At 64.1% G+C, this 19,607-nt stretch carries 16 protein-coding genes; 5 read left to right on the forward strand and 11 right to left on the reverse strand.

Features of this window, described 5'->3' with window-relative positions:
- Positions 1-230 (reverse strand): electron transfer flavoprotein subunit beta/FixA family protein (locus tag GGQ88_RS18300; protein ID WP_425490467.1); only part of this gene is annotated, 230 nt, incomplete at its 3' end.
- Positions 231-635: 405 nt separating this feature from the next.
- Positions 636-1,835: an ADP-forming succinate--CoA ligase subunit beta gene (sucC, locus tag GGQ88_RS18305; RefSeq protein WP_183614915.1), complete on the reverse strand. Its 1,200-nt coding sequence runs from the start codon at positions 1,833-1,835 to the stop codon at positions 636-638.
- 186 nt (positions 1,836-2,021) lie between these two features.
- Here sucC and GGQ88_RS18310 point away from each other — a divergent pair, with 186 nt between their 5' ends.
- Positions 2,022-2,798: a 3'(2'),5'-bisphosphate nucleotidase CysQ gene (locus GGQ88_RS18310; RefSeq protein ID WP_183614916.1), complete on the forward strand. Its 777-nt coding sequence runs from the start codon at positions 2,022-2,024 to the stop codon at positions 2,796-2,798.
- Positions 2,799-2,802: 4 nt separating this feature from the next.
- Here the strand turns inward: GGQ88_RS18310 and GGQ88_RS18315 are convergent, their stop codons facing one another.
- Together GGQ88_RS18315 and GGQ88_RS18320 are read right to left on the reverse strand one after the other, a co-directional pair.
- Positions 2,803-3,801, reverse strand: coding sequence for an aldo/keto reductase (locus GGQ88_RS18315; protein WP_183614917.1), 999 nt, complete (start codon positions 3,799-3,801; stop codon positions 2,803-2,805).
- Between the two features lie 128 nt (positions 3,802-3,929).
- On the reverse strand, positions 3,930-4,622 hold the full coding sequence (locus GGQ88_RS18320; protein ID WP_183614918.1) for a YiaD family glycine zipper/OmpA-like lipoprotein: 693 nt from the start codon (positions 4,620-4,622) through the stop codon (positions 3,930-3,932).
- A 166-nt stretch (positions 4,623-4,788) separates the two neighbouring features.
- Here GGQ88_RS18320 and GGQ88_RS18325 point away from each other — a divergent pair, with 166 nt between their 5' ends.
- Complete coding sequence (locus GGQ88_RS18325; RefSeq protein ID WP_183614919.1) at positions 4,789-6,111, forward strand: CNNM domain-containing protein; 1,323 nt, start codon at positions 4,789-4,791, stop codon at positions 6,109-6,111.
- Between the two features lie 139 nt (positions 6,112-6,250).
- Here GGQ88_RS18325 and GGQ88_RS18330 read toward each other — a convergent pair whose 3' ends face one another.
- From GGQ88_RS18330 to GGQ88_RS18345, 4 genes are all read right to left on the reverse strand, one after another.
- Entirely contained in the window at positions 6,251-7,684 is a 1,434-nt protein-coding gene (locus GGQ88_RS18330) for a glutamate synthase subunit beta (RefSeq protein ID WP_183614920.1), read from the reverse strand.
- Between the two features lie 13 nt (positions 7,685-7,697).
- Positions 7,698-12,338 (reverse strand): glutamate synthase large subunit, encoded by a 4,641-nt coding sequence (gene gltB / locus GGQ88_RS18335; protein ID WP_183614921.1) that lies wholly within the window; start codon positions 12,336-12,338, stop codon positions 7,698-7,700.
- 204 nt (positions 12,339-12,542) lie between these two features.
- The gene (locus tag GGQ88_RS18340) at positions 12,543-14,159 is read right to left on the reverse strand and encodes a hypothetical protein (protein ID WP_183614922.1); all 1,617 of its coding nucleotides are present in this window, start codon (positions 14,157-14,159) and stop codon (positions 12,543-12,545) included.
- Positions 14,160-14,201: 42 nt separating this feature from the next.
- Positions 14,202-15,446 carry a TIGR04063 family PEP-CTERM/XrtA system glycosyltransferase gene (locus GGQ88_RS18345; RefSeq protein WP_183614923.1) on the reverse strand — a complete coding sequence of 415 codons (1,245 nt, stop codon included), beginning with the start codon at positions 15,444-15,446 and terminating at the stop codon, positions 14,202-14,204.
- A 67-nt stretch (positions 15,447-15,513) separates the two neighbouring features.
- Between GGQ88_RS18345 and GGQ88_RS18350 the strand changes: the two genes are divergently transcribed.
- The 3 genes from GGQ88_RS18350 to GGQ88_RS18360 all read left to right on the forward strand — a co-directional run bounded on the left by GGQ88_RS18350 (position 15,514) and on the right by GGQ88_RS18360 (position 17,571).
- A complete protein-coding gene (locus GGQ88_RS18350; RefSeq protein ID WP_183614924.1) occupies positions 15,514-15,675 on the forward strand; it encodes a hypothetical protein in 162 nt (53 codons plus the stop codon).
- The gene (locus GGQ88_RS18355; protein WP_183614925.1) at positions 15,668-17,026 is read left to right on the forward strand and encodes a putative O-glycosylation ligase, exosortase A system-associated; all 1,359 of its coding nucleotides are present in this window, start codon (positions 15,668-15,670) and stop codon (positions 17,024-17,026) included. Before GGQ88_RS18350 ends, GGQ88_RS18355 begins: the two co-directional genes overlap by 8 nt.
- A gap of 83 nt (positions 17,027-17,109) precedes the next feature.
- Positions 17,110-17,571 (forward strand): MaoC family dehydratase, encoded by a 462-nt coding sequence (locus GGQ88_RS18360; protein WP_183614926.1) that lies wholly within the window; start codon positions 17,110-17,112, stop codon positions 17,569-17,571.
- 13 nt (positions 17,572-17,584) lie between these two features.
- Here GGQ88_RS18360 and GGQ88_RS18365 read toward each other — a convergent pair whose 3' ends face one another.
- The 3 genes from GGQ88_RS18365 to GGQ88_RS18375 form a co-directional block, all read right to left on the reverse strand.
- Positions 17,585-17,971 carry a type II toxin-antitoxin system VapC family toxin gene (locus GGQ88_RS18365; protein ID WP_183614927.1) on the reverse strand — a complete coding sequence of 129 codons (387 nt, stop codon included), beginning with the start codon at positions 17,969-17,971 and terminating at the stop codon, positions 17,585-17,587.
- Positions 17,968-18,201 carry a type II toxin-antitoxin system Phd/YefM family antitoxin gene (locus GGQ88_RS18370; RefSeq protein WP_183614928.1) on the reverse strand — a complete coding sequence of 78 codons (234 nt, stop codon included), beginning with the start codon at positions 18,199-18,201 and terminating at the stop codon, positions 17,968-17,970. Before GGQ88_RS18370 ends, GGQ88_RS18365 begins: the two co-directional genes overlap by 4 nt.
- Positions 18,202-18,298: 97 nt before the next feature.
- Positions 18,299-19,555, reverse strand: coding sequence for a polyhydroxyalkanoate depolymerase (locus GGQ88_RS18375; RefSeq protein ID WP_183614929.1), 1,257 nt, complete (start codon positions 19,553-19,555; stop codon positions 18,299-18,301).
- Positions 19,556-19,607 lie beyond the last annotated feature (52 nt).

Below are 19,607 nucleotides of genomic sequence, written 5' to 3' on the forward strand. Positions count from 1 at the left end.
GCCAGCGCCGTGCGCAACGTCTCCTGCGCCTTCTGCGGCCCGACCGACACCGCCACGATCTCGGTCACAACGCCCTTTTCCTTCAGGCGAATGGCCTCCTCGACCGCGATCTCGTCGAACGGGTTCATGCTCATCTTCACATTCGCAAGATCGACACCCGAACCGTCCGCCTTCACCCGAGGCTTCACGTTATAGTCGATCACCCGCTTTACGCAGACCAGGGCTTTCATGTGCTCTCCTGAGATGGCTCACCAATTGTTGCGAGGACTATCTATCGCTTACGTAAACGTCAACTAGCAAAACGTGCGGGTGTGGGGGTGTTATCGCGGGTGCAAATGTTGCGAGCCGATCTAATGATGGAGGCCCACCCCCGGCCCCTCCCGCTTGCGGGAAGGGGGAAGAAGAAGCGTTTCGCGCAGAGGCGCGGAGAGAAGGAGAGACGCAGAGGGGGCGACGAAAGAATGTCGGATTAACTATGCCGGGTTCGCAAGGCGACACTCAGACTTCGCCGGACAATAGCTGTCTCCGCGCGCCCATCCCCTCTGCGTCTCCGCGCGAAACCCTACTACCGCACCCGGACGCAAAAGGGGCGCCGGTTCCCCGACGCCCCTGTGCAGTTTGCGAATACGCCGGCGTCAGGCGACGGCGCGGACTTCGGCGACGATCTTCTTGGCGGCATCGCCCAGGTCGTTGGCAGCGACGATCGGCAGACCGGAGTTGGCCAGGATGTCCTTGCCCTGCTGGACGTTGGTGCCTTCGAGGCGGACGACGAGGGGAACCTGCAGGTTCACTTCCTTGGCTGCGGCGACGATGCCCTCAGCGATGATGTCGCACTTCATGATCCCGCCGAAGATGTTGACGAGAATGCCCTTCACCGCAGGGTCCTTGAGAATGATCTTGAACGCGGCGGTGACCTTTTCCTTGTTTGCGCCGCCGCCGACGTCGAGGAAGTTGGCCGGGAATTCGCCGTTCAGCTTGATGATGTCCATCGTCGCCATGGCAAGGCCTGCGCCGTTGACCATGCAGCCAATGTTGCCGTCGAGCTTGATGTAGGCAAGGTCGTACTTGCTGGCTTCGATTTCGGCCGGATCTTCCTCGGTCTCGTCGCGCAGCGCGAAGACATCGGGGTGGCGATAGAGCGAGTTCGAATCGAAGCTCATCTTGGTGTCGAGGACGAGCAGGTTGCCGTCTTTCGTTTCCACCAGCGGGTTGATCTCGAGCATGTCGCAATCGAGCGCGACGAACGCATTGTAGAGCTGCTCGGCGATCTTGGCGGCCTGCTTGTTGAGGTCACCCGACAGGTTCAGCGCGAAGCCGACGGCGCGGCCGTGGTGCGGCATGAAGCCTTCGACCGGATCGATCACGATGGTGGCGATCTTCTCGGGCGTGGAGTGAGCGACTTCCTCGATGTCCATGCCGCCTTCGGTCGACACGATCAGCGCGATGCGGCTGGTGCCACGATCGACGACCATCGACAGGTAATATTCCTTGGCGATATCGACGCCGTCGGTGACATAGAGGCGGTTGACCTGCTTGCCCGCTTCACCGGTCTGGATGGTGACGAGGGTGTTGCCGAGCATTTCCTTGGCGAATTCTTCGACTTCCTCAATGCTCTTGGCCAGGCGCACGCCGCCCTTGGCATCGGGGCCGAGTTCCTTGAACTTGCCCTTGCCGCGGCCACCCGCGTGGATCTGCGCCTTCACGACGTACAGGGGCCCGGGGAGCTGCTTGGCTGCCGCGACAGCTTCCTCGACGGTCAGCGCCGCGATGCCTGCGGGAATGCCGACGCCGAACTTGGCCAGCAGTTCTTTGCCCTGATATTCGTGAACGTTCATGCGTGTTCCCCGCTATGCGATGCCCTCGAGTGAGAGCCACCGGCGCGCCGCACTGGCGCTATGAGTCGGGACGCCTAAAGCACAGCGTGGCAGGCTTGAAAAGGGGCGACTATGCCCCGCCTGACCAAAGTAGGGGGCTGCAGACGCTTGCGTGCGCGGCACGAAGCGACCAACTGTCGAAAGCATATGATCGACCACGACCGCCTTCACCAGATCGTCCGCGAAGCAGGAGCCATGGCGCTGGCGACGTGGCCGGGGCACGGCCACGCGCTGAACGTGTGGGAAAAGACGCCGGGCAGCCCGGTGTGCGACGCCGATCTGGCGGTGGACGGCTTCCTCAAGCGCGAACTGGGCGACTTGCTGCCCGCGGCGGGCTGGCTGTCCGAGGAGACGGTGGACCATCCCGAGCGGCTGGGTCGGGGGCTGTGCTGGCTGGTCGATCCGATCGACGGGACGCGCGATTTCGTGCGCGGGCGACCGGGCTGGTCGGTTTCGGTGGCGCTGGTCAGCGAAGGCAAGCCGTTGCTAGGGGTGCTGAGCGCGCCTGCGCGGGGCGAATACTGGTCGGCGATTGCGGGACAGGGTGCCACGCGCAACGGATTGCCGCTGGTCGCGAGCAGCAGGACGCAGCTTGGGGGTGCGCGTGTGCCTGCCGACAGCCTCCCACGCGTCGATTCCGACCTGGTGACGGTGGACAAGCCCAACTCGATCGCGCTGCGCATCGCGATGGTCGGCGCGGACGAGGCCGACCTGCTTGCCACGCTGCGCTGGGGGTTCGAGTGGGACATCGCGGCGGCGGCATTGATCGCGCGTGAGGCCGGAGCGGCAGTGTCCGACGCGTTCGGTCGGCCGATCTCGTTCAACAAGCGTGATCCGCGCGCGTTCGGACTGCTCGTTACCGCCCCAGCGATTCACGAGGCGGCGATTGCGCGGATTGCGGATCGCGCGGCGAAGCTGGCGTGAGCGCTTACGCGAAATCTTCGGTGTCGATCGTGGGGAGCATGGCGGCAGCGTAGCGCGGGCCGGCGACGGTCTGCTGATTGATCAGGGCATCGACCTCGGCAGAGACGGCAGAGGGGATTTCCCAGCCCCAGCGTGCGATGTTTTCTTCGAGGTGCGCGGCATTGGCCGTGCCGGGGATGGTGACCAAATGATCGCCGCGTGACAGCACCCACGCAAGCGACAGTTGCGCCGGGGTGACGCTTTCGCGAGCGGCGATGGCGTTGAATTGTTCCACCAGCGCGAGGTTCCTGGGCCAGTTATCCGCACTGAAGCGGGGCATCGCGCGGCGGATGTCCTTTTCCGGCAGCGCAGCGGGATCGCTGACGCCGTTGGCGAGGACGCCGCGCGCGACCGGCGAGAACGCGACGAACGTCGTGCCGAGTTCACGGCAGGCGTCGAGCACGGCGATTTCGGCCTGGCGCGTCCACGGCGAGTATTCGGTCTGCATAGCGGCGATGGGGTGGACGGCGGCCGCCTTGCGCAGGGTGTCGGCCGACATCTCGGACAGGCCAATCGCGCCGATCTTGCCCTCCTTGACCAGCTCGGCCATCGCGCCCACCGAATCCTCGATCGGCACCGTAAAATCACGGCGGTGCATGTAGTAAAGATCGATGTGGTCAGTCTGGAGCAGCTTCAGCGACACTTCGAGTTCGCGACGGATGGTATCGGGATGGCAATCGATGCCGCGCTTTTCGCCGCTGGCGAAGATGCCCATCTTCGAGGCGAGAAACACCTTGTCGCGGCGCGCTCCCTTGAGGGCGGTGCCGACCTGCGTTTCGTTGTGACCCAGGCCGTAAAGACGTGCGGTATCGAAGTGGTCGTAGCCGATATCCACCGCGCGCTGGAGCAGGCGCACGCCATCCGCGTCGCTCGGGCGGTTGCCATAGGCCCAGCTGAGCGACATGCAGCCGAGGCCGACGGGATTGATCGAGCGCCCGTTGATTGCGCGGCGTTGAAGCGGCATGCGTTTCTCCATGAATGCGCTGCCGATGCCAGCGCGGAGCCGCGACGGTCAACCGCGAATGTACGCTGTACATAGCAAACGGCGCCGCTCCGGTGAAAGCGACGCCGTCTGCGTGTGATCAGTCGGGCTTACTGACCGCGGCGAGCCGCGTTCACGTCATCCTGGCTGATCGGCACGATCTTGATTTCGACCCGGCGGTTGGCCGAGCGGCCCTGTTCGGTGTCGTTCGACGCAATCGGCTGGGTTTCGCCATAGCCCTGGCTGCGGATACGGGCATAACCGACGCCGCGCGATGTCAGGTAATCGGCAACGGCGCGGGCGCGACGTTCCGACAGCGCCTGGTTGTACGAATCCGAACCGGTCGAATCAGTGTGGCCGTAAACGTCGATCAGCGAGTTCGGGTACTGCACGAGCGACTGAGCAACGCGATCGAGGGTTGCACCGAACGCCGGCTTCACGGTCGAGCTGTCGGTATCGAAGGTGACGCCGTTGGGCAGGTTGACGAGGATCGCCTGGCCGCCATCGGTTTCGGACACGTCGATGCCGCTACCAGCGGTCTGTTCGCGCAGTTCGCGAATCTGCTTGTCCTTCTGGTAGCCGATCACGCCGCCCGCGACACCGCCGATGCCAGCGCCGACGATGCGACCGGTCGAGCCGCCGATAAGGCCGCCGAGCAGGGCACCACCGAGCGCGCCGACGCCGCCACCGATTGCGGTGCGCGATACCTTGCGTTCACCCGTGTTGGGATCGGTGACGCAGGCAGACAGACTGACCAGCGAAACGGCGCAGAGGCCCGACATCATAACACGACGAATTTTCATAACCTGTCCCCTTGAATCAGCATCCCGAGACGACCTTATGCAACGGTTTGCCGCTTTGACAGTTCAGATAAGCCCGATTCGACTGAACGGTTCCCGAACGGGAACCACATGAGCGCGGCATTCGCTTGCTATCGCCTTTACAGGCAAATCTGCTACAGGCGCGATTGTGACACCTTATCCCTGGTCAGACGTATTCATCATTCTGGGCCTCGTTTTGCTCAACGGCCTGTTTTCCATGTCGGAACTGGCGATCGTCTCGGCGCGCACATCGCGCCTGAAGGTCGCCGCCGAGGATGGCAGCAAGGGCGCGAAAGTCGCGATCGAGCTGGCGGCCGACCCTGGTAAATTTCTTTCGACGGTCCAGATCGGCATTACGCTGGTCGGGATCATTGCCGGTGCCTATTCCGGGTCGAGCCTTGGCGGACCGACAGCGGAGCGCCTCCTGGCGTGGGGATTGCCAGAGCGATTCGCCGACAACGCCGGGTTCATCATCGTCATCGCGATCACCACCTACCTGAGCCTTGTGGTGGGCGAATTGGTGCCCAAACAACTGGCGCTGCGCGCAGCGGAACCGATCGCGAAGATCGCTGCGCCAGCGATGCTGCTGATGTCCAAGGTGACCGCGCCGTTCGTTTGGACGCTGGACAAATCGTCGGGACTGCTGATCCGGATGATGGGCCTCAAACATGGCACCGATCAGGAGGTGACCGCCGAAGAACTGCACATGATCTTTGCCGAGGCCACGCGATCTGGCGTGATCGAGGAAGAAGAGCGCGCGCTGATGAGCGGTATCATGCGGCTGGCCGAACGACCGGTGCGCGAGGTGATGACCCCGCGAACCGAATTGCACTGGATCGAGCGCCGCGCGCCGGAAGCCGAGCTGCGCGCCGCGATCGAGGATAGCCCGCATTCGCTGCTGTTGGTGGCCGACGGTTCGGTCGACAAGATCGTCGGCGTGGTCAAGGTGCGCGACGTGCTGTCCACGCTGTTGCGCGGGCGCAAGGTTCAGTTGGGACGGCTGATGAAAAAGCCCGCGATCGTGCCCGACCAGCTCGACACGATGGACGCTTTGACCATGATCCAACAGGCGCAAGTCGCGATTGCGCTCGTGCATGACGAGTATGGGCATCTCGAGGGCATCGTGACGCCGGCCGATCTTCTCGCCGCGATTGCGGGCAATTTCGTCGGCCATGGCGATGCGGGCGATGAGCCAATGATCGTCGAGCGCGAGGACGGATCGCTGCTGATTTCGGGCGCGCTGCCCGCCGATGCACTCGCCGACCGGCTGGGCCTCGACCTGCCCGATGATCGGGAATTCGCGACAACGGCGGGGTTCTGCCTGTCGGTGTTGAAGCGGCTTCCGGGTGAAGGCGAGCACTTCCACGATCAGGGCTGGCGATTCGAGGTCGTCGACATGGACGGGCGCAAGATCGACAAGCTGCTGGTGTGCCGGAGCAAAGCTGCGCCGGTGGTTGAGGTCGAAGGGTAGGCATTTGCCCACCCCGCTGCGACTAAGTTCGCCTTCGGCTCTCTAAGTCTCGCGGCCCTCCCGCGAGCGGGAGGGCGTAACGTCGAATTGTACTTCCCCCCTCCCGCTTGCGGGAGGAGTCGGGGGTGGGCCTATCCGTTCAGCGCGGAAGCTCGGACACGCCCATCAGCGCCTCATCCACGGCACGGGCGCATTGGCGGCCCTCGCGGATGGCCCAGACGACGAGGCTTTGGCCGCGGCGCATATCACCACAGGCGAAGACGTTTTCGACGCTGGTCTTGTAATCGACCACGTTGCCCTTGACGTTGCCGCGCGGGTCGAGCTCGACGCCGGCCTGTTCGAGCAGGCCCTGCTTGCGCGGGCCGACGAAGCCCATGGCGAGCAGGATCAGGTCGGCCTTGAGCGTGAACTCGCTGCCGGGGACTTCCTGCATCTGGCCGCCGACCCATTCGACGCGGACGCATTCCAGGCCCGACACGTCGTTTTCACCGACGACGCGCTTGGTCAGGATCGCGAACTCGCGCGTCACGCCTTCCTCGTGGCTGGACGACGTGCGCAGCTTGAGCGGCCAGTTCGGCCAGGAAAGCGCCTTGTCTTCCTTTTCGGGAGGCTTGGGCATGATCTCGAGCTGGGTGACCGAAGCTGCGCCCTGGCGGTTCGAGGTGCCGACGCAGTCCGACCCGGTGTCGCCACCGCCGATGACCACGACATGCTTTCCGGTAGCCGTGAGCGAGCCCCGCGGCGCGGCGCGCAACTCGTCGTCTCCTGCGTTGCGCTTGTTCTGCTGCGTCAGGAATTCCATCGCCATGCGCACGCCGGGCAGTTCCGCGCCCGGAATGCCAAGGCCGCGCGGGTCTTCGGCGCCGCCCGACAGGACGACCGCGTCGAAGTTTTCCTTGAGCGATGAGAATGAGACGGTCACGCCCACTTCGACGCCGGTGCGGAACTGGACGCCTTCGGCCTCCATCTGCATCGCGCGGCGATTGATGTGGGTCTTTTCCATCTTGAAGTCGGGGATGCCGTAGCGCAGCAGTCCACCGACGCGGTCGTTCTTTTCGAACACCGTGACCGAATGACCGGCGCGCGCGAGCTGCTGGGCGGCGGCCAGACCGGCAGGGCCAGAGCCGACGACCGCGACCGACTTACCGGTCTTGCGCGCGGGTACGTGCGGTTCGATCCAGCCTTCCTTCCACCCGCGATCGACGATGGCACATTCGATCGACTTGATGGTGACCGGCTGGTCGACGATGTTCAGCGTGCACGCCGCCTCGCATGGGGCGGGGCAGATGCGGCCGGTGAATTCGGGGAAGTTGTTGGTCGAATGGAGATTGGTCAGCGCCTCGCGCCAATCGTTCTCGTAGACCAGGTGGTTCCAGTCGGGGATCTGATTGTTCACCGGACAGCCGTTGTGGCAGTACGGAATGCCGCAGTTCATGCAGCGCGCCGCCTGGCCCTTGAGCCCGGTTTCGTCATGCGGGATGACGAATTCGCGATAGTGCTTCAGCCGTTCCGAAGGCGCATCGTAGCTGCGATCCTTGCGGTCGATCTCGAGAAAGCCGGTTGCCTTACCCATTGCAATTGAACCTTTATTCGGCCGCGACGGAGGCGGCTTCGAGGCGCTCGGCCTCCATCTGGCGCAGGGCGCGTGCATAGTCGCGCGGCATGACCTTGACGAATTTGGGCAGGGCATCCGCCCAGTTGTCGAGGATTTCGCGCGCGCGCCTGCTGCCGGTATAGAGATGGTGACGTTCGATCAGGACGCGCAGACGTTCTGCATCGTGACGTAGCATGTCGCCCATGCCGTAGTCGTAGACATCGACGCCACGCTGCTGCGGCCGGCCGGTGCCGTCCTCGTCGTCACGCTCTGCCGAGACAGGCGAGAGGTCGACCATCGCCTTGTTGGCAAGATCGGCAAAGTTGCCGTCCACGTCATAAACGTACGCAACGCCGCCCGACATGCCCGCTGCGAAGTTCCGGCCGGTCTTGCCCAGCACCGCAACGACACCGCCAGTCATGTATTCACAGCCATGATCGCCGGTGCCTTCGACCACCGCGACGGCGCCCGAATTGCGGACGGCAAAGCGTTCACCGGCAACGCCGTTGAAGTAGGCCTCGCCCGCGATTGCGCCGTAGAGCACGGTGTTGCCGACGATGATGTTCTCTGCCGGATCGCGTTCGACATGCGCCGGAGGGCGCACGATCACGCGGCCGCCTGAGAGGCCCTTGCCGACATAGTCGTTGGCATCGCCCACCAGATCGAGCGTGACGCCGTGCGCGACGAAAGCGCCGAACGACTGCCCGGCCACGCCCTTGAACGAGACGTGGACCGTGTTGTCGGGCAGGCCCTTGTGACCGTGCTTGCGCGCGATTTCGCCCGAGAGCATCGCGCCGACCGTGCGGTTGACGTTGATCACGGTGCGTTCGAGGCGGACTGCCTGCCCGCTTTCGAGCGCAGCCGCGCTGGCCTTGATCAGGTCCTGATCGAGCGCGGCTTCGAGGCCGTGATCCTGCGTGCCGCTCCAGTTGAGGGTGGTGCCCTCGACCGGTTCGACGCGATGGAGCAGCTTCGACAGGTCGATGCCTTCGAGCTTCCAGTGATGGATCGCCTTGTTGGTATCGAGCCGATCGACCCGCCCAACCATCTCGGCGACGGTGCGGAAGCCCATTTCGGCCATGATCGCGCGCAATTCTTCGGCAACGAAGAAGAAGTAGTTGATCACGTGTTCCGGCTGGCCGGTGAAGCGCGCGCGCAGGACAGGGTCCTGCGTGGCAACGCCGACAGGGCAGGTGTTCAGATGGCACTTGCGCATCATGATGCAGCCGGCCGCGATCAGCGGCGCGGTGGCAAAGCCGAATTCATCGGCACCGAGCAACGCGGCCACGGCCACGTCGCGACCTGTACGGATGCCGCCATCGGCCTGGACACAGATGCGGCTGCGCAAGTTGTTGAGCAGCAGCGTCTGCTGGGTTTCGGCAAGGCCGATTTCCCACGGTGATCCGGCGTGCGTCAAAGATGTCAGCGGCGATGCGCCGGTGCCGCCTTCGTAGCCCGAAATGGTCACGTGATCGGCGCGCGCCTTGGACACGCCTGCAGCGACCGTGCCGACGCCGACTTCGGACACCAGTTTGACCGAGATACGCGCGCGGGTGTTCACGTTCTTGAGATCGTGAATGAGCTGCGCGAGGTCTTCGATCGAGTAGATATCGTGATGCGGCGGGGGCGAGATCAGGCCGACGCCGGGGGTGGAGTGGCGGGTCTTGCCGATGGTCTTGTCGACCTTGTCGCCCGGAAGCTGGCCACCTTCACCGGGCTTTGCGCCCTGCGCCATCTTGATCTGCACGTCGTCGGCGTTGACGAGATATTCCGCCGTCACGCCAAAGCGGCCCGAGGCGACCTGCTTGATCGCCGAGCGCATCGAATCGCCATTGGCCATCGGCGTGAAGCGTGCCGGGTCCTCGCCGCCCTCACCCGTGTTCGACTTGCCGCCGATGCGGTTCATCGCGACGGCGAGCGTGGTGTGCGCTTCCCACGAGATCGAGCCGTAGCTCATCGCGCCGGTGGCGAAGCGCTTGACGATGTCTGCGGCCGGTTCGACCTCATCGATCGAAATCGCCTGATCGGCCTTCTTCAGTTCGAGCAACCCGCGGATGGTCAGCTGGCGCTCGGACTGGTTGTTGATCGATTCAGCGAACTCGGCGTACTTTTCGGACGTGTTACCGCGCACCGCGTGCTGCAGGTTGGCGATGTTCGATGCGGTCCAGGCGTGTTCCTCACCGCGCAGGCGCAGCTGGTACATGCCGCCGACGTCGAGCATCTTCTTGTAGATCGGGTTATCGCCATAGGCCGTGGCGTGACGGCGCACGGTTTCTTCGGCGATCTGGCGCAGGCCGACGCCTTCGATGCTGGTGGCAGTGCCGGTGAAGTACTTGTCGACGAACGCGGTGGACAGGCCGACCGCGTCGAAGATCTGCGCGCCGCAGTACGACTGGTAGGTCGAGATGCCCATCTTGGACATGACCTTGAGGATGCCCTTGCCGATCGCCTTGATATAGTTCTTCTTGACGTCCTTGGTGCCGAGCGGAAGCTCCTTGGCGACGCGGATCTGTTCAAGCGTTTCGAACGCGAGATAGGGATTGATCGCTTCGGCGCCGTACCCTGCGAGCACGCAGAAGTGGTGCACTTCGCGCGCTTCGCCGGTTTCGACGACAAGGCCGGTCTGCATGCGCAGGCCCTGCCGGACGAGGTGCTGGTGTACCGCCGCCGTGGCGAGCGCGGCCGGCATCGCGATGCGATGCTCGTTCTGGCTGCGGTCCGACAGGATCAGGATGTTCTTGTCGGCCAGCACGGCTTCGGTTGCCGCCCAGCACATTTCCTTGATCGCCATTTCGAGGCCATCGGCCCCGGCAGCAGCGTCCCAGGTGGTGTCAATCGTGGCGGTACGGAACGCGCCGTCGAGCGCCGCTTCGACCGAGCGAATCTTGGCGACTTCCTCGTTCGTCAGGATCGGCTGATCGACTTCGAGGCGCTTGTGGCTGCCAGCGTCGTGGCCGAGCAGGTTAGGGCGCGGGCCGATCATGCTGACCAGCGACATCACCAGTTCCTCGCGGATCGGGTCGATCGGCGGGTTGGTGACTTGCGCGAAGTTCTGCTTGAAATAGTCGTAGAGCAGGCGCGAACGCTTAGACAGCACCGCGATCGGCGTGTCGGTGCCCATCGAGCCCAATGGATCGTCACCCGCGATGGCCATCGGTTCGAGGAACTTGGAAATATCTTCCTGCGTATAACCGAACGCCTGCTGGCGATCGAGCAAGGAGGTGGTTTCCTGCGGGATCGCGGCCAGCTCGGGCTCGATCACGTCGAGTTCCTTGAGCTTGTACTGCGCCTGTTCGAGCCATTCCTCGTAAGGCTCGGCCGCGGCCAGCTCGGCCTTGATTTCCTCGTCCTCGATGATCTTGCCTTGCTCCATGTCGATCAGGAGCATGCGGCCCGGCTGGAGCCGCCACTTGCGGACGATATCTTCCTCGCGGAACGGCAGGACGCCGCTTTCCGACGCCATGCAGATCAGATCATCGCGGGTGATCGAGAAGCGCGCAGGGCGAAGGCCGTTGCGATCGAGCGTCGCGCCGATCTGGCGACCGTCGGTGAAGGCCACGGCGGCGGGGCCGTCCCAGGGTTCCATCAGCGCGGCATGGTATTCGTAGAACGCGCGGCGCGCAGGGCTCATCAACGGATTGCCGGCCCATGCTTCGGGGATCAGCATCATCACCGAATGCGCCAGCGAATAGCCACCCGCAATCAGCAGTTCGAGCGCATTGTCGAGGCTGGCGGTGTCAGACTGGCCGTGCGGGATCAGCGGCCACATCTTGTCGAGATCGGGGCCGAGCAGTTCGGATTCCATCGTGCGGCGGCGCGCGTTCATCCAGTTCACGTTGCCGCGAACGGTGTTGATCTCGCCATTGTGGGCGATGAAGCGGAACGGGTGCGCGAGCTTCCAGCTGGGGAAGGTGTTGGTGCTGAAACGCTGGTGCACGAGGCCCAAAGCCGAGACGCAATCGGGATCGCGCAGATCATCGTAGAACGAGCCGACCTGGTTGGCGAGCAGCAGGCCCTTGTAGACGATCGTGCGGGTCGAGAAGCTCGGCATGTAGAGCTGCGTGACGCCCGGAAGCCCGTGCTTTTCAGCCATCATCGCCAGCGGGTTCTGCGTTTGCTTGCGGATGGCGAGCAGCTTGCGCTCGAACGCTGCCTGATCGGGCGTCCCTGCGCCGCGCTTGATGAAGCACTGGCGGATCACCGGCATGGATTCCACGACTGCCTTGCCCAAGCCGTCCATCGTGGTCGGGACATCGCGCCAGCCGATCAGTTCCTGACCTTCCTTGGCGATGAACTTCTCGAAGAATTCGGTGACGAACAGGCGCGCGGATTCATCCTGCGGCAGGAAGCACATGGCCACGGCATAGTCGCCCGGCTGCGGCAGGTCCTTGCCCTCCGAAGCGGCCCACTTGCGGAACAACTGGTCGGGGATCTGGATGAGGATCCCCGCGCCGTCACCCAGCAACGGGTCGGCGCCCACCGCACCGCGATGGTCGAGATTGCGCAGAATTTCCAGCGCCTGATCTACGATGGAATGGCTTTTCTGGCCTTTGATGTGGGCAACGAAACCCACGCCACAGGCGTCATGCTCATTACGTGGATCGTACAGGCCCTGAACCGGCGGAAATCCCATTTCGATGATCGTCCTACATCCAAAAAGAGGAGTCGCGCGCGAATCACGCCTCCCGAAAGGAGACGAAAGTTGCGCGAAGACCCCCCATGACTGCAGGAATGTTATTTTGCAACCGCACTCCGGTATCAGTCGCGTGCTTAAACGCGGAAATACGGATGCAGGACGGCAGAACGGGCTGTTTTCCGGGTGTTACACGGCAGATTTTCAGCCTTGGGCGGTCATCCGCTGCAAGGTTGCAAGCGCTGCGCGCAGGGCGCGGTCCGCCTCGTCGGCATCGAGCGCGGGGCCAGACTGACCGGCGACTTCGCCCTCACCCGTATCGGCCGTGGGCGGCGACGGCGCAGCGCGGCCGGGAGCGGCAAGCGGCGAGCCTGCCAGTGGCGTGATCGACGGACGCTCGAACTGGCGCGCTTGCTGCTGCCCCGGGAACACCACGACCGGTTCGATCGCGGCGTCTTCTTCGGGCTCATCGGCGATGCCATCGTCGATACGCAGCGGTTCGCGACTGGCGGCGACCGGACCGATGTCGAGCAGCGAGGGATAGCGTTCCTCGGCAACTTCCGGTTCGGGGGCGGCATCGCCCGGCGATGCCTGCTCTGTATGGACAGCGGGTTCGCGAGTGCGCAGCGGCGACATGCGCAGGAACCGGTCGAGACCGAGGTCCTCGTCCTCATCCTCGCCGTCATCGCCGAAAGATGCGTCGAATTCGGGCGCGGCGACAGGCTGGAACTGTGCGGGGCGCAACTGGACCACGCGTTCGGGCGCAGCGCGATATTCGGCCGAGGCAGCAGGCGCCGGATCGGTCAGTGCCGAGGAGCCGAAGCGGGGAATCTCGCGCGCTTCGGGCGCGGCAGTTGGCGCGGGCGCATCGACGGCAGGGGCGGCGGTCGAGGGTTCTGCCCTGCGGGCACGACGCGATATGGCCAGGGCCAGACGTTCAATCAGTTGCACGAGCCCCAGGCTGTCGAGGGCGGCGTGCTCGATCGGTGTGGTTTGGACTTGCTGGGCCTGCAGGATTGGCGAGGGTTGATATGATGGGGCGGGCGCTGTGGGCGTGAACGGCGCGGCTTCCGCGACGTCCGGCGCGTCGAACGTCAGCGGAGACGACCCGAAGACATGATCAAGGTCGGCAGCGACTTCCGGCGTGCTGGTGGCCACAGGTTCGTACGATGTCTCGCCAAAGGTCTGGGCCTCTTCGAGCAGCAGATCAAGTGCCAGCGGATCGGCGGGCGTGGTCTGCATGGCTATGGCTGCCGGCGTGGGCCCGGGTTGTGCTGCTGGTTCGGCCTCGGCTTCGACTTCGGCGTCCTGCGCTGCGACCTCCCACGGCAGGAAACCGGGCAGCGGGGCCGATTCGAACGGGGTGGACAGCTGCGATTCGTCGTGGAGCGACAGCGCGCGGCGCCGCAGGGGCACGTCCTGTGCAATCGGTGCGTCGAGCGGGGCGCCAAGATCTTCGGACGGGTTGATCGGACGGCGTGCCTCGAACCCGGTCTTGTCTTGCGCCTGCTTGCCGAAGCCGCGTGCGCGAACCGGAGCTTCGACCTTGCCGCGACCCAGCGCGCGACCGACGAGGTAGCCGGCGATTCCCCCCAGCCCCATCATCGCCAAGGCGAACAGCAGGCGTGCGGTAAAGCCCAGCGGCGGTGCAGCAGCGGGAACCAGTGCCGGCAGGCCCAGAGCAACGACCGGGCCTTCAAGCAGAGCCGGAGCGACGGCGAAGCTGCCGAGACCGAGGAACGTCGCGAACCACAAGGCGGTCACGAACGGGAACATCGGGTGCGCGGTGGTGGGCTTGGGCTTGCGCTTGGTAACGGTCACTGCAGGGTCCGTCCTGTTTCTTGTCCGCGCTGGACTGCGACTTCAGGCCGCTTCGTCCGACACTTTGGCTTTGGTTTCACCGGCTGGAAGTATCAGGGCTTGGTAAACGAGTTCATAACGCCGGGCGTTCACCGCCCAATCGTGGCGGGTGCGAACATGGGTGCGGGCCTGTTCGCGCCGGACTGGCCATTCCGCTTGCGTTTCAAGCATTTGTACCATGGCGCGGGCCAAGCCGCCTGGGTCGTCCGCCGGGAACAAGGTGCCATCGATGCCGTGGTGAATCAACTCCCGGTGGCCCCCGACATCGGACGCCGCTACGAGTTTGCCCTGCGCCATCGCTTCAAGCGGTTTGAGCGGGGTGACCAGCTCGGTCAGGCGCATCGCCTTGCGCGGATAGCAGACCACATCGACCAGCGAATAGTAGCGGTCGACCTGCGTGTGCGGCACGCGACCGACGAACTTGATCGCGTGGGCGGCAGGCGATGCCTGTGCTTGCGCGCGCAACTCGCCTTCGGCTGGACCGCCACCGACCAGCAGCAGGCGGACTCCCGGCACGGCTGCGACGATCGCGGGCATGGCAGCGATCAGATCGTCCAGCCCCTCATAGGGGTAGAAGCTGCCGAGGAAGCCGATCACCGGCCCTTCGCCCAGCGCGAGTTCGTCAGCCAGCGCCACGTCGCGGGGCAACGGATCGCCGAACAGCTCGAGATCGACGCCGTTGGGCATGATCGAGAGCTTTTCAGGCGAGACGCCGCGCGCAACCAGATCCGAGCGCAGGCCGTCGCAGATCGTCACGACACGGTCCGCCTTGGCGACGACATCGTTTTCGAGTGCGCGGGTGAGCCAGTACTTGGGGCTGTTCTCGCGCCCGGTGCCGTTGCCGACGGCGGCATCTTCCCAGAAGGCGCGGATTTCGTAGACCACCGGTATGCCGAGCCGCTTGCCCGCCTTGACCGCGGCGAGCCCGCAGAGCGCGGGCGAATGGGCGTGGAGCACGTCGGGCCGCCATTGCCGCGCAACAGCGACGATACGACCGGCGAGCGCCGTGACTTCGCTCCATTCGCGGATGAGCGGCAGTCCGTTTGCGGTGCCCGGGGTGCGGTGGAAGATCAGGCCATCGCTCTGCTCGGGCTCGGCGGTGGCAGGAGGCGCGAGATGGCGCTGCCCGGTGATGCCGCGCACCTCGATTCCCATGGCCTGCTGCGCCTTGAGGATCGCGCGGGTGCGAAAGGTATAGCCACTCTGCAACGGGAGCGAATGGTCGAGGACGTGGAGCACACGGGTCATGGCACCCACTTCTGCCACGCGAAGCTTAACGCCGCGTCAACCTCGTTGCTCTAGCAGTATCAGCCGCATGATCGACAAGTTCACGATATTCCTGCCGCACCTGCTGATGGCGCTGGTCATCTGGCGCGTGCTGCATCGTGCCGATCTGGACGACGATCCTTCGCTGCCCGGCCGGAAGGTGCCGTTCCGCAAGCCGCCGCAAACTACGGTCGAGAGCAGCGATGCTTGACCTGTTCCTGCTGAGCTTCGTGCTGGCATTCATCGGCGCGGGCTTTCGCAAGCCGTTCATTTTCGTGCTGGCCTATACCTACATCGACATCGTCGCGCCGCAGAAGGTCAGCTGGGGCATCCTGTCCCACATTCCGGTTTCGCTGATCGCTTTCCTGTGCGCATTCATCGCGTGGTTTGTGGCCGAGGACAAGAACGGCATCCGCTTTTCGCTGCGCCAGTTTCTGCTGCTGGCACTGCTCGTCTATTGCGGGCTGACCACCCAGACCGCAGATTTTCCCGTCGAGGCTGCGGAAAAGTGGGCGTGGGTATGGAAAGCGCTGCTGTTCGCGCTGTTCCTGCCGCTGACATTGCGCACCCGATTGCGGATCGAGGCCATCGCGCTGATCCTGGTCCTCTCGATCGGGGTGATCGTGATCGGCGGCGGGATCAAGACGATGGCGGGCGGCGGCGGCTACGGCGAGCTGCGCCTGCTGATCAACGACAATACCGGGCTGTATGAAGGGTCGATCATCTCGGCTGTCGCGATTGCGGTCGTGCCACTGGCGATCTGGCTGATGCGCTTCGGGACGATCTTTCCACCCGACTGGCGGGTGAAGGTGTTCGCGGTGGCGCTGTGCTTTTCCTGCGTGCTGATGCCGATCGGTACGGGCGCGCGGACGGGCCTGGTCTGCGTGGTCGTGCTGATGGCGATGTATCTGCGCACGGCCAAGCGACGGATGCTGATCGTGTCGGTCATGGCGGTGGCCGCACTGATCGCGGTGCCGCTGCTGCCCAAGGAATTCACCGACCGGATGGGCACGATCAAGAACCACCAGTCCGACCAGTCTGCCGGAACGCGGATTGCGGTGTGGAAGTGGACGATCGAGTTCGCCAAGACCCACCCGTTCGGCGGAGGCTTCGAAGCCTATCGCCAGAATGAACTGGTCTACGATACGGTCAAGGCCGACAATGCGGGCGACAATAACACCGCGCTCGAATTCCAGCCGATCGTCGAAAAAGGCCGCGCCTACCATTCGAGCTATTTCGAGATGCTGGGCGAGCAGGGTTATCCGGGGTTGGCGATCTGGCTGGCGCTGCACTTTCTGGGCGTGTGGCAGATGGAACTGCTGCGCCGCAGGTTCCGCAAGGAGACCCGCGAGGAACTCCGCTGGGTTTCGCCGCTGGCCGAGGCATTGCAGCAGGCGCAGGTCGTCTATCTGGTCGGCAGCACCTTCGTCGGCATCGCGTTTCAGCCGTTCTGCTACATGCTCGTCGGCTTGCAATGCGGCTTGTGGGCTTATGCCAAGCGCCTGCGGGCGGCCGAGCCCAAGCCATTCCGCAAGCAGGCGGCAGTGCCCCAGCCCGCCTGAGGCGCACGCCCCGTCCGCCCGCTTGCACCGGCGAGAGCATGCGGCCACACTGGCGGCAACAAGCTGACCGGAGAGAGCAAGGCATGACCAAATCCATATCCGCAGACGAGATCAAAGCGATGATCGGCCAGGTCGTCGGCACATCGACCTGGGTCGAGATCACGCAGGAACGCGTCAACACTTTCGCCGAGGCGACGGGCGATTTCCAGTTTATCCATGTCGACCCTGAAAAGGCCAGGCTGACCCCGTTCGGCGGCACGATCGCGCACGGGTTTCTGACGCTGTCGCTGATACCGCTGCTGACCGCGCAAAGCGATTGCCCGCGCCCCGAGGGCATCAAGATGGGCGTCAACTACGGCGGCAACCGCACCCGCTTCCTCACCCCGGTGCGCGTCGGCAAGCGCATTCGCGGCGTGTTCAAGCTGCTGGAAATGGAAGAAAAGCGTCCCGGCCAGTGGCAGCAGACAATGGAAATCACGGTCGAAATCGAAGGCGAGGACAAGCCCGCGCTAATCTGCGAGTGGATTTCGCAGTTGTTCATTTAGAGATCTATGCGCGCTACCACAGCCGTTTGACAGCAAACCCATCGAACAGGGCTTCGTTGGACACGAGCACCATGTCTTCGGCCTGGGCCTGCGCAATCAGCAGGCGGTCGAACGGGTCCTTGTGCGCGATGTTCATCTCGCCTGCGAGGCGAGCGTGCCGCACATTGATGGCAAGCTCTTCGAAGCCCTGAGCGGCAACGATCGCTTCGAAATTCTGCGCCAGCAACGCAGCGTCGGGCAATTTCCCGATGCGGAACTTGGTGGCGACTTCCATGGCTGAGGCGGCGCTGACGGCAACGCTGTTGGCTTCGTTTGCAATCGCGTCGCGCGCAGCCCGACCCAAGGCTGCGTCGCCTGCCAGCCACCAGATCAGCGCGTGGGTATCTAGGAGCAGCTTCAACCGAGGTTCCAGCCACCCTGCTCGTCTTCGGGAAGCGGCTCGTCGAACCGTGCGTCGACTGCGATCTTGCCCTTGAGAGCGCCGAACTGACGCTTACCCTGCGTGGCAACCGGCACGAGACGCACAGCGGGCACGTTACCGCGAGCGATCACCACCTCGCCACCAGCCAGCGCCTGCGCAATCAGCTTGGACAAATTCGTCTTGGCATCGTGAACTGAAAATTGGGCCATCGCAGCCTCCTTAGCTAAGAACATAGCTAATCCGCCCGATATTGCAAGAAATAGGCCGGTCGAACGCTGTTCAACCGGCCCGTCGTGTCTGTTTGCCTCAGGCCACAGCGGTCAGTTTGCCGCCCTTGGCCTTCTTTTCGAACTTGGCGATCCACTGGTCGACGACCGGGGCGATCGAGTTGCGCCAGCGGGAGCCGTTGAAGATGCCGTAGTGGCCGACTTCCGGGGCGAGGAAGTACTGCTTCCTGTCGTCGGGCAGATTGGGCGTGACCTTGAGCGCGGCCCTGGTCTGGCCGATGCCCGAGATGTCGTCGCGCTCACCCTCGATGCACAGCAGCGCGGTTTCGGTGATCGCGCCGAGATCGACCGTCTGGCCACGATGGACCAGTTCGCCCTTGGGCAGGGCGTGACGCTGGAACACGACGTCGACCGTCTGCAGGTAGAATTCGGCGGGTAGATCGCAGACCGCGCGATATTCCTCGTAAAAGGTCTTGGTCGCGTCGGCGTCGACATCGGCGCCCTGCATCATGTGCTGATAGAGCTTGTAATGGCTCATCATGTGGCTGCCCAGGTTCATCGACATGAAGCTGGCGAGCTGCACGAAGCCCGGATAGACGCGGCGGCCTTCGCCCGGATAGTTGGCGGGCACTTCGGTGATGACGTTGTGCTTGAACCAGACATGCGGCTTGGTGATCGCGTGATCGTTGACCGCCGTCGGGCTTTCGCGCGTGTCGATCGGCCCGCCCATCATGGTCAGCGTGACCGGGCGGCAGGGGTGCTTGTTCGCGCCCATGATCGCTGCTGCGGCAAATGCGGGAACCGAGGGCTGGCACACCGCCATCACATGCGCGCCGGGGCCGATGTGTTCGAGGAAACCGGTAAGGTAATCGATGTAGTCGTCCAGATCGAACACGCCTTCGGCCAGCGGCACGTATTTCGCGTCAGCCCAGTCGGTGATGTAGACGACGCAGCGTTCCATCATGCGTTCGACCGTGCCGCGCAGGAGCGTGGCGTAGTGCCCGCTCATCGGGGCAACGATCAGCAAGCGCGGCGCGTCCTTGGGCAGACCGGCGTGGGTGAACATCTTCAGGTGACCGAACGGGCGCGTGACGACCGTGGTTTCCTTGACCACGTGTGCGGTGCCATCGACATGGATCACCTTGATTCCAAAGGCAGGCTTGCCCCGGGGCGCTGCCGCATGTGCGAAGACATCGAGCGCCGAGGCCATCATCTGGCTGGGACCGATGCCCGCCCACGGATTGCGCGCATCGTTGAGCATGTCGGCGGTCATCGACGCCCAGGCACTGCTCGCGTTCAATAGCGAACGCTGGATTTCGTAAGCTTTGTAGAGCACTGCGAACACCTTTGTTGTTTGTCTCCCGGTGCGGGAACACCCGATTTCCGGA

The organism is Novosphingobium hassiacum, assembly GCF_014196055.1.
GTDB lineage: Bacteria > Pseudomonadota > Alphaproteobacteria > Sphingomonadales > Sphingomonadaceae > Novosphingobium > Novosphingobium hassiacum.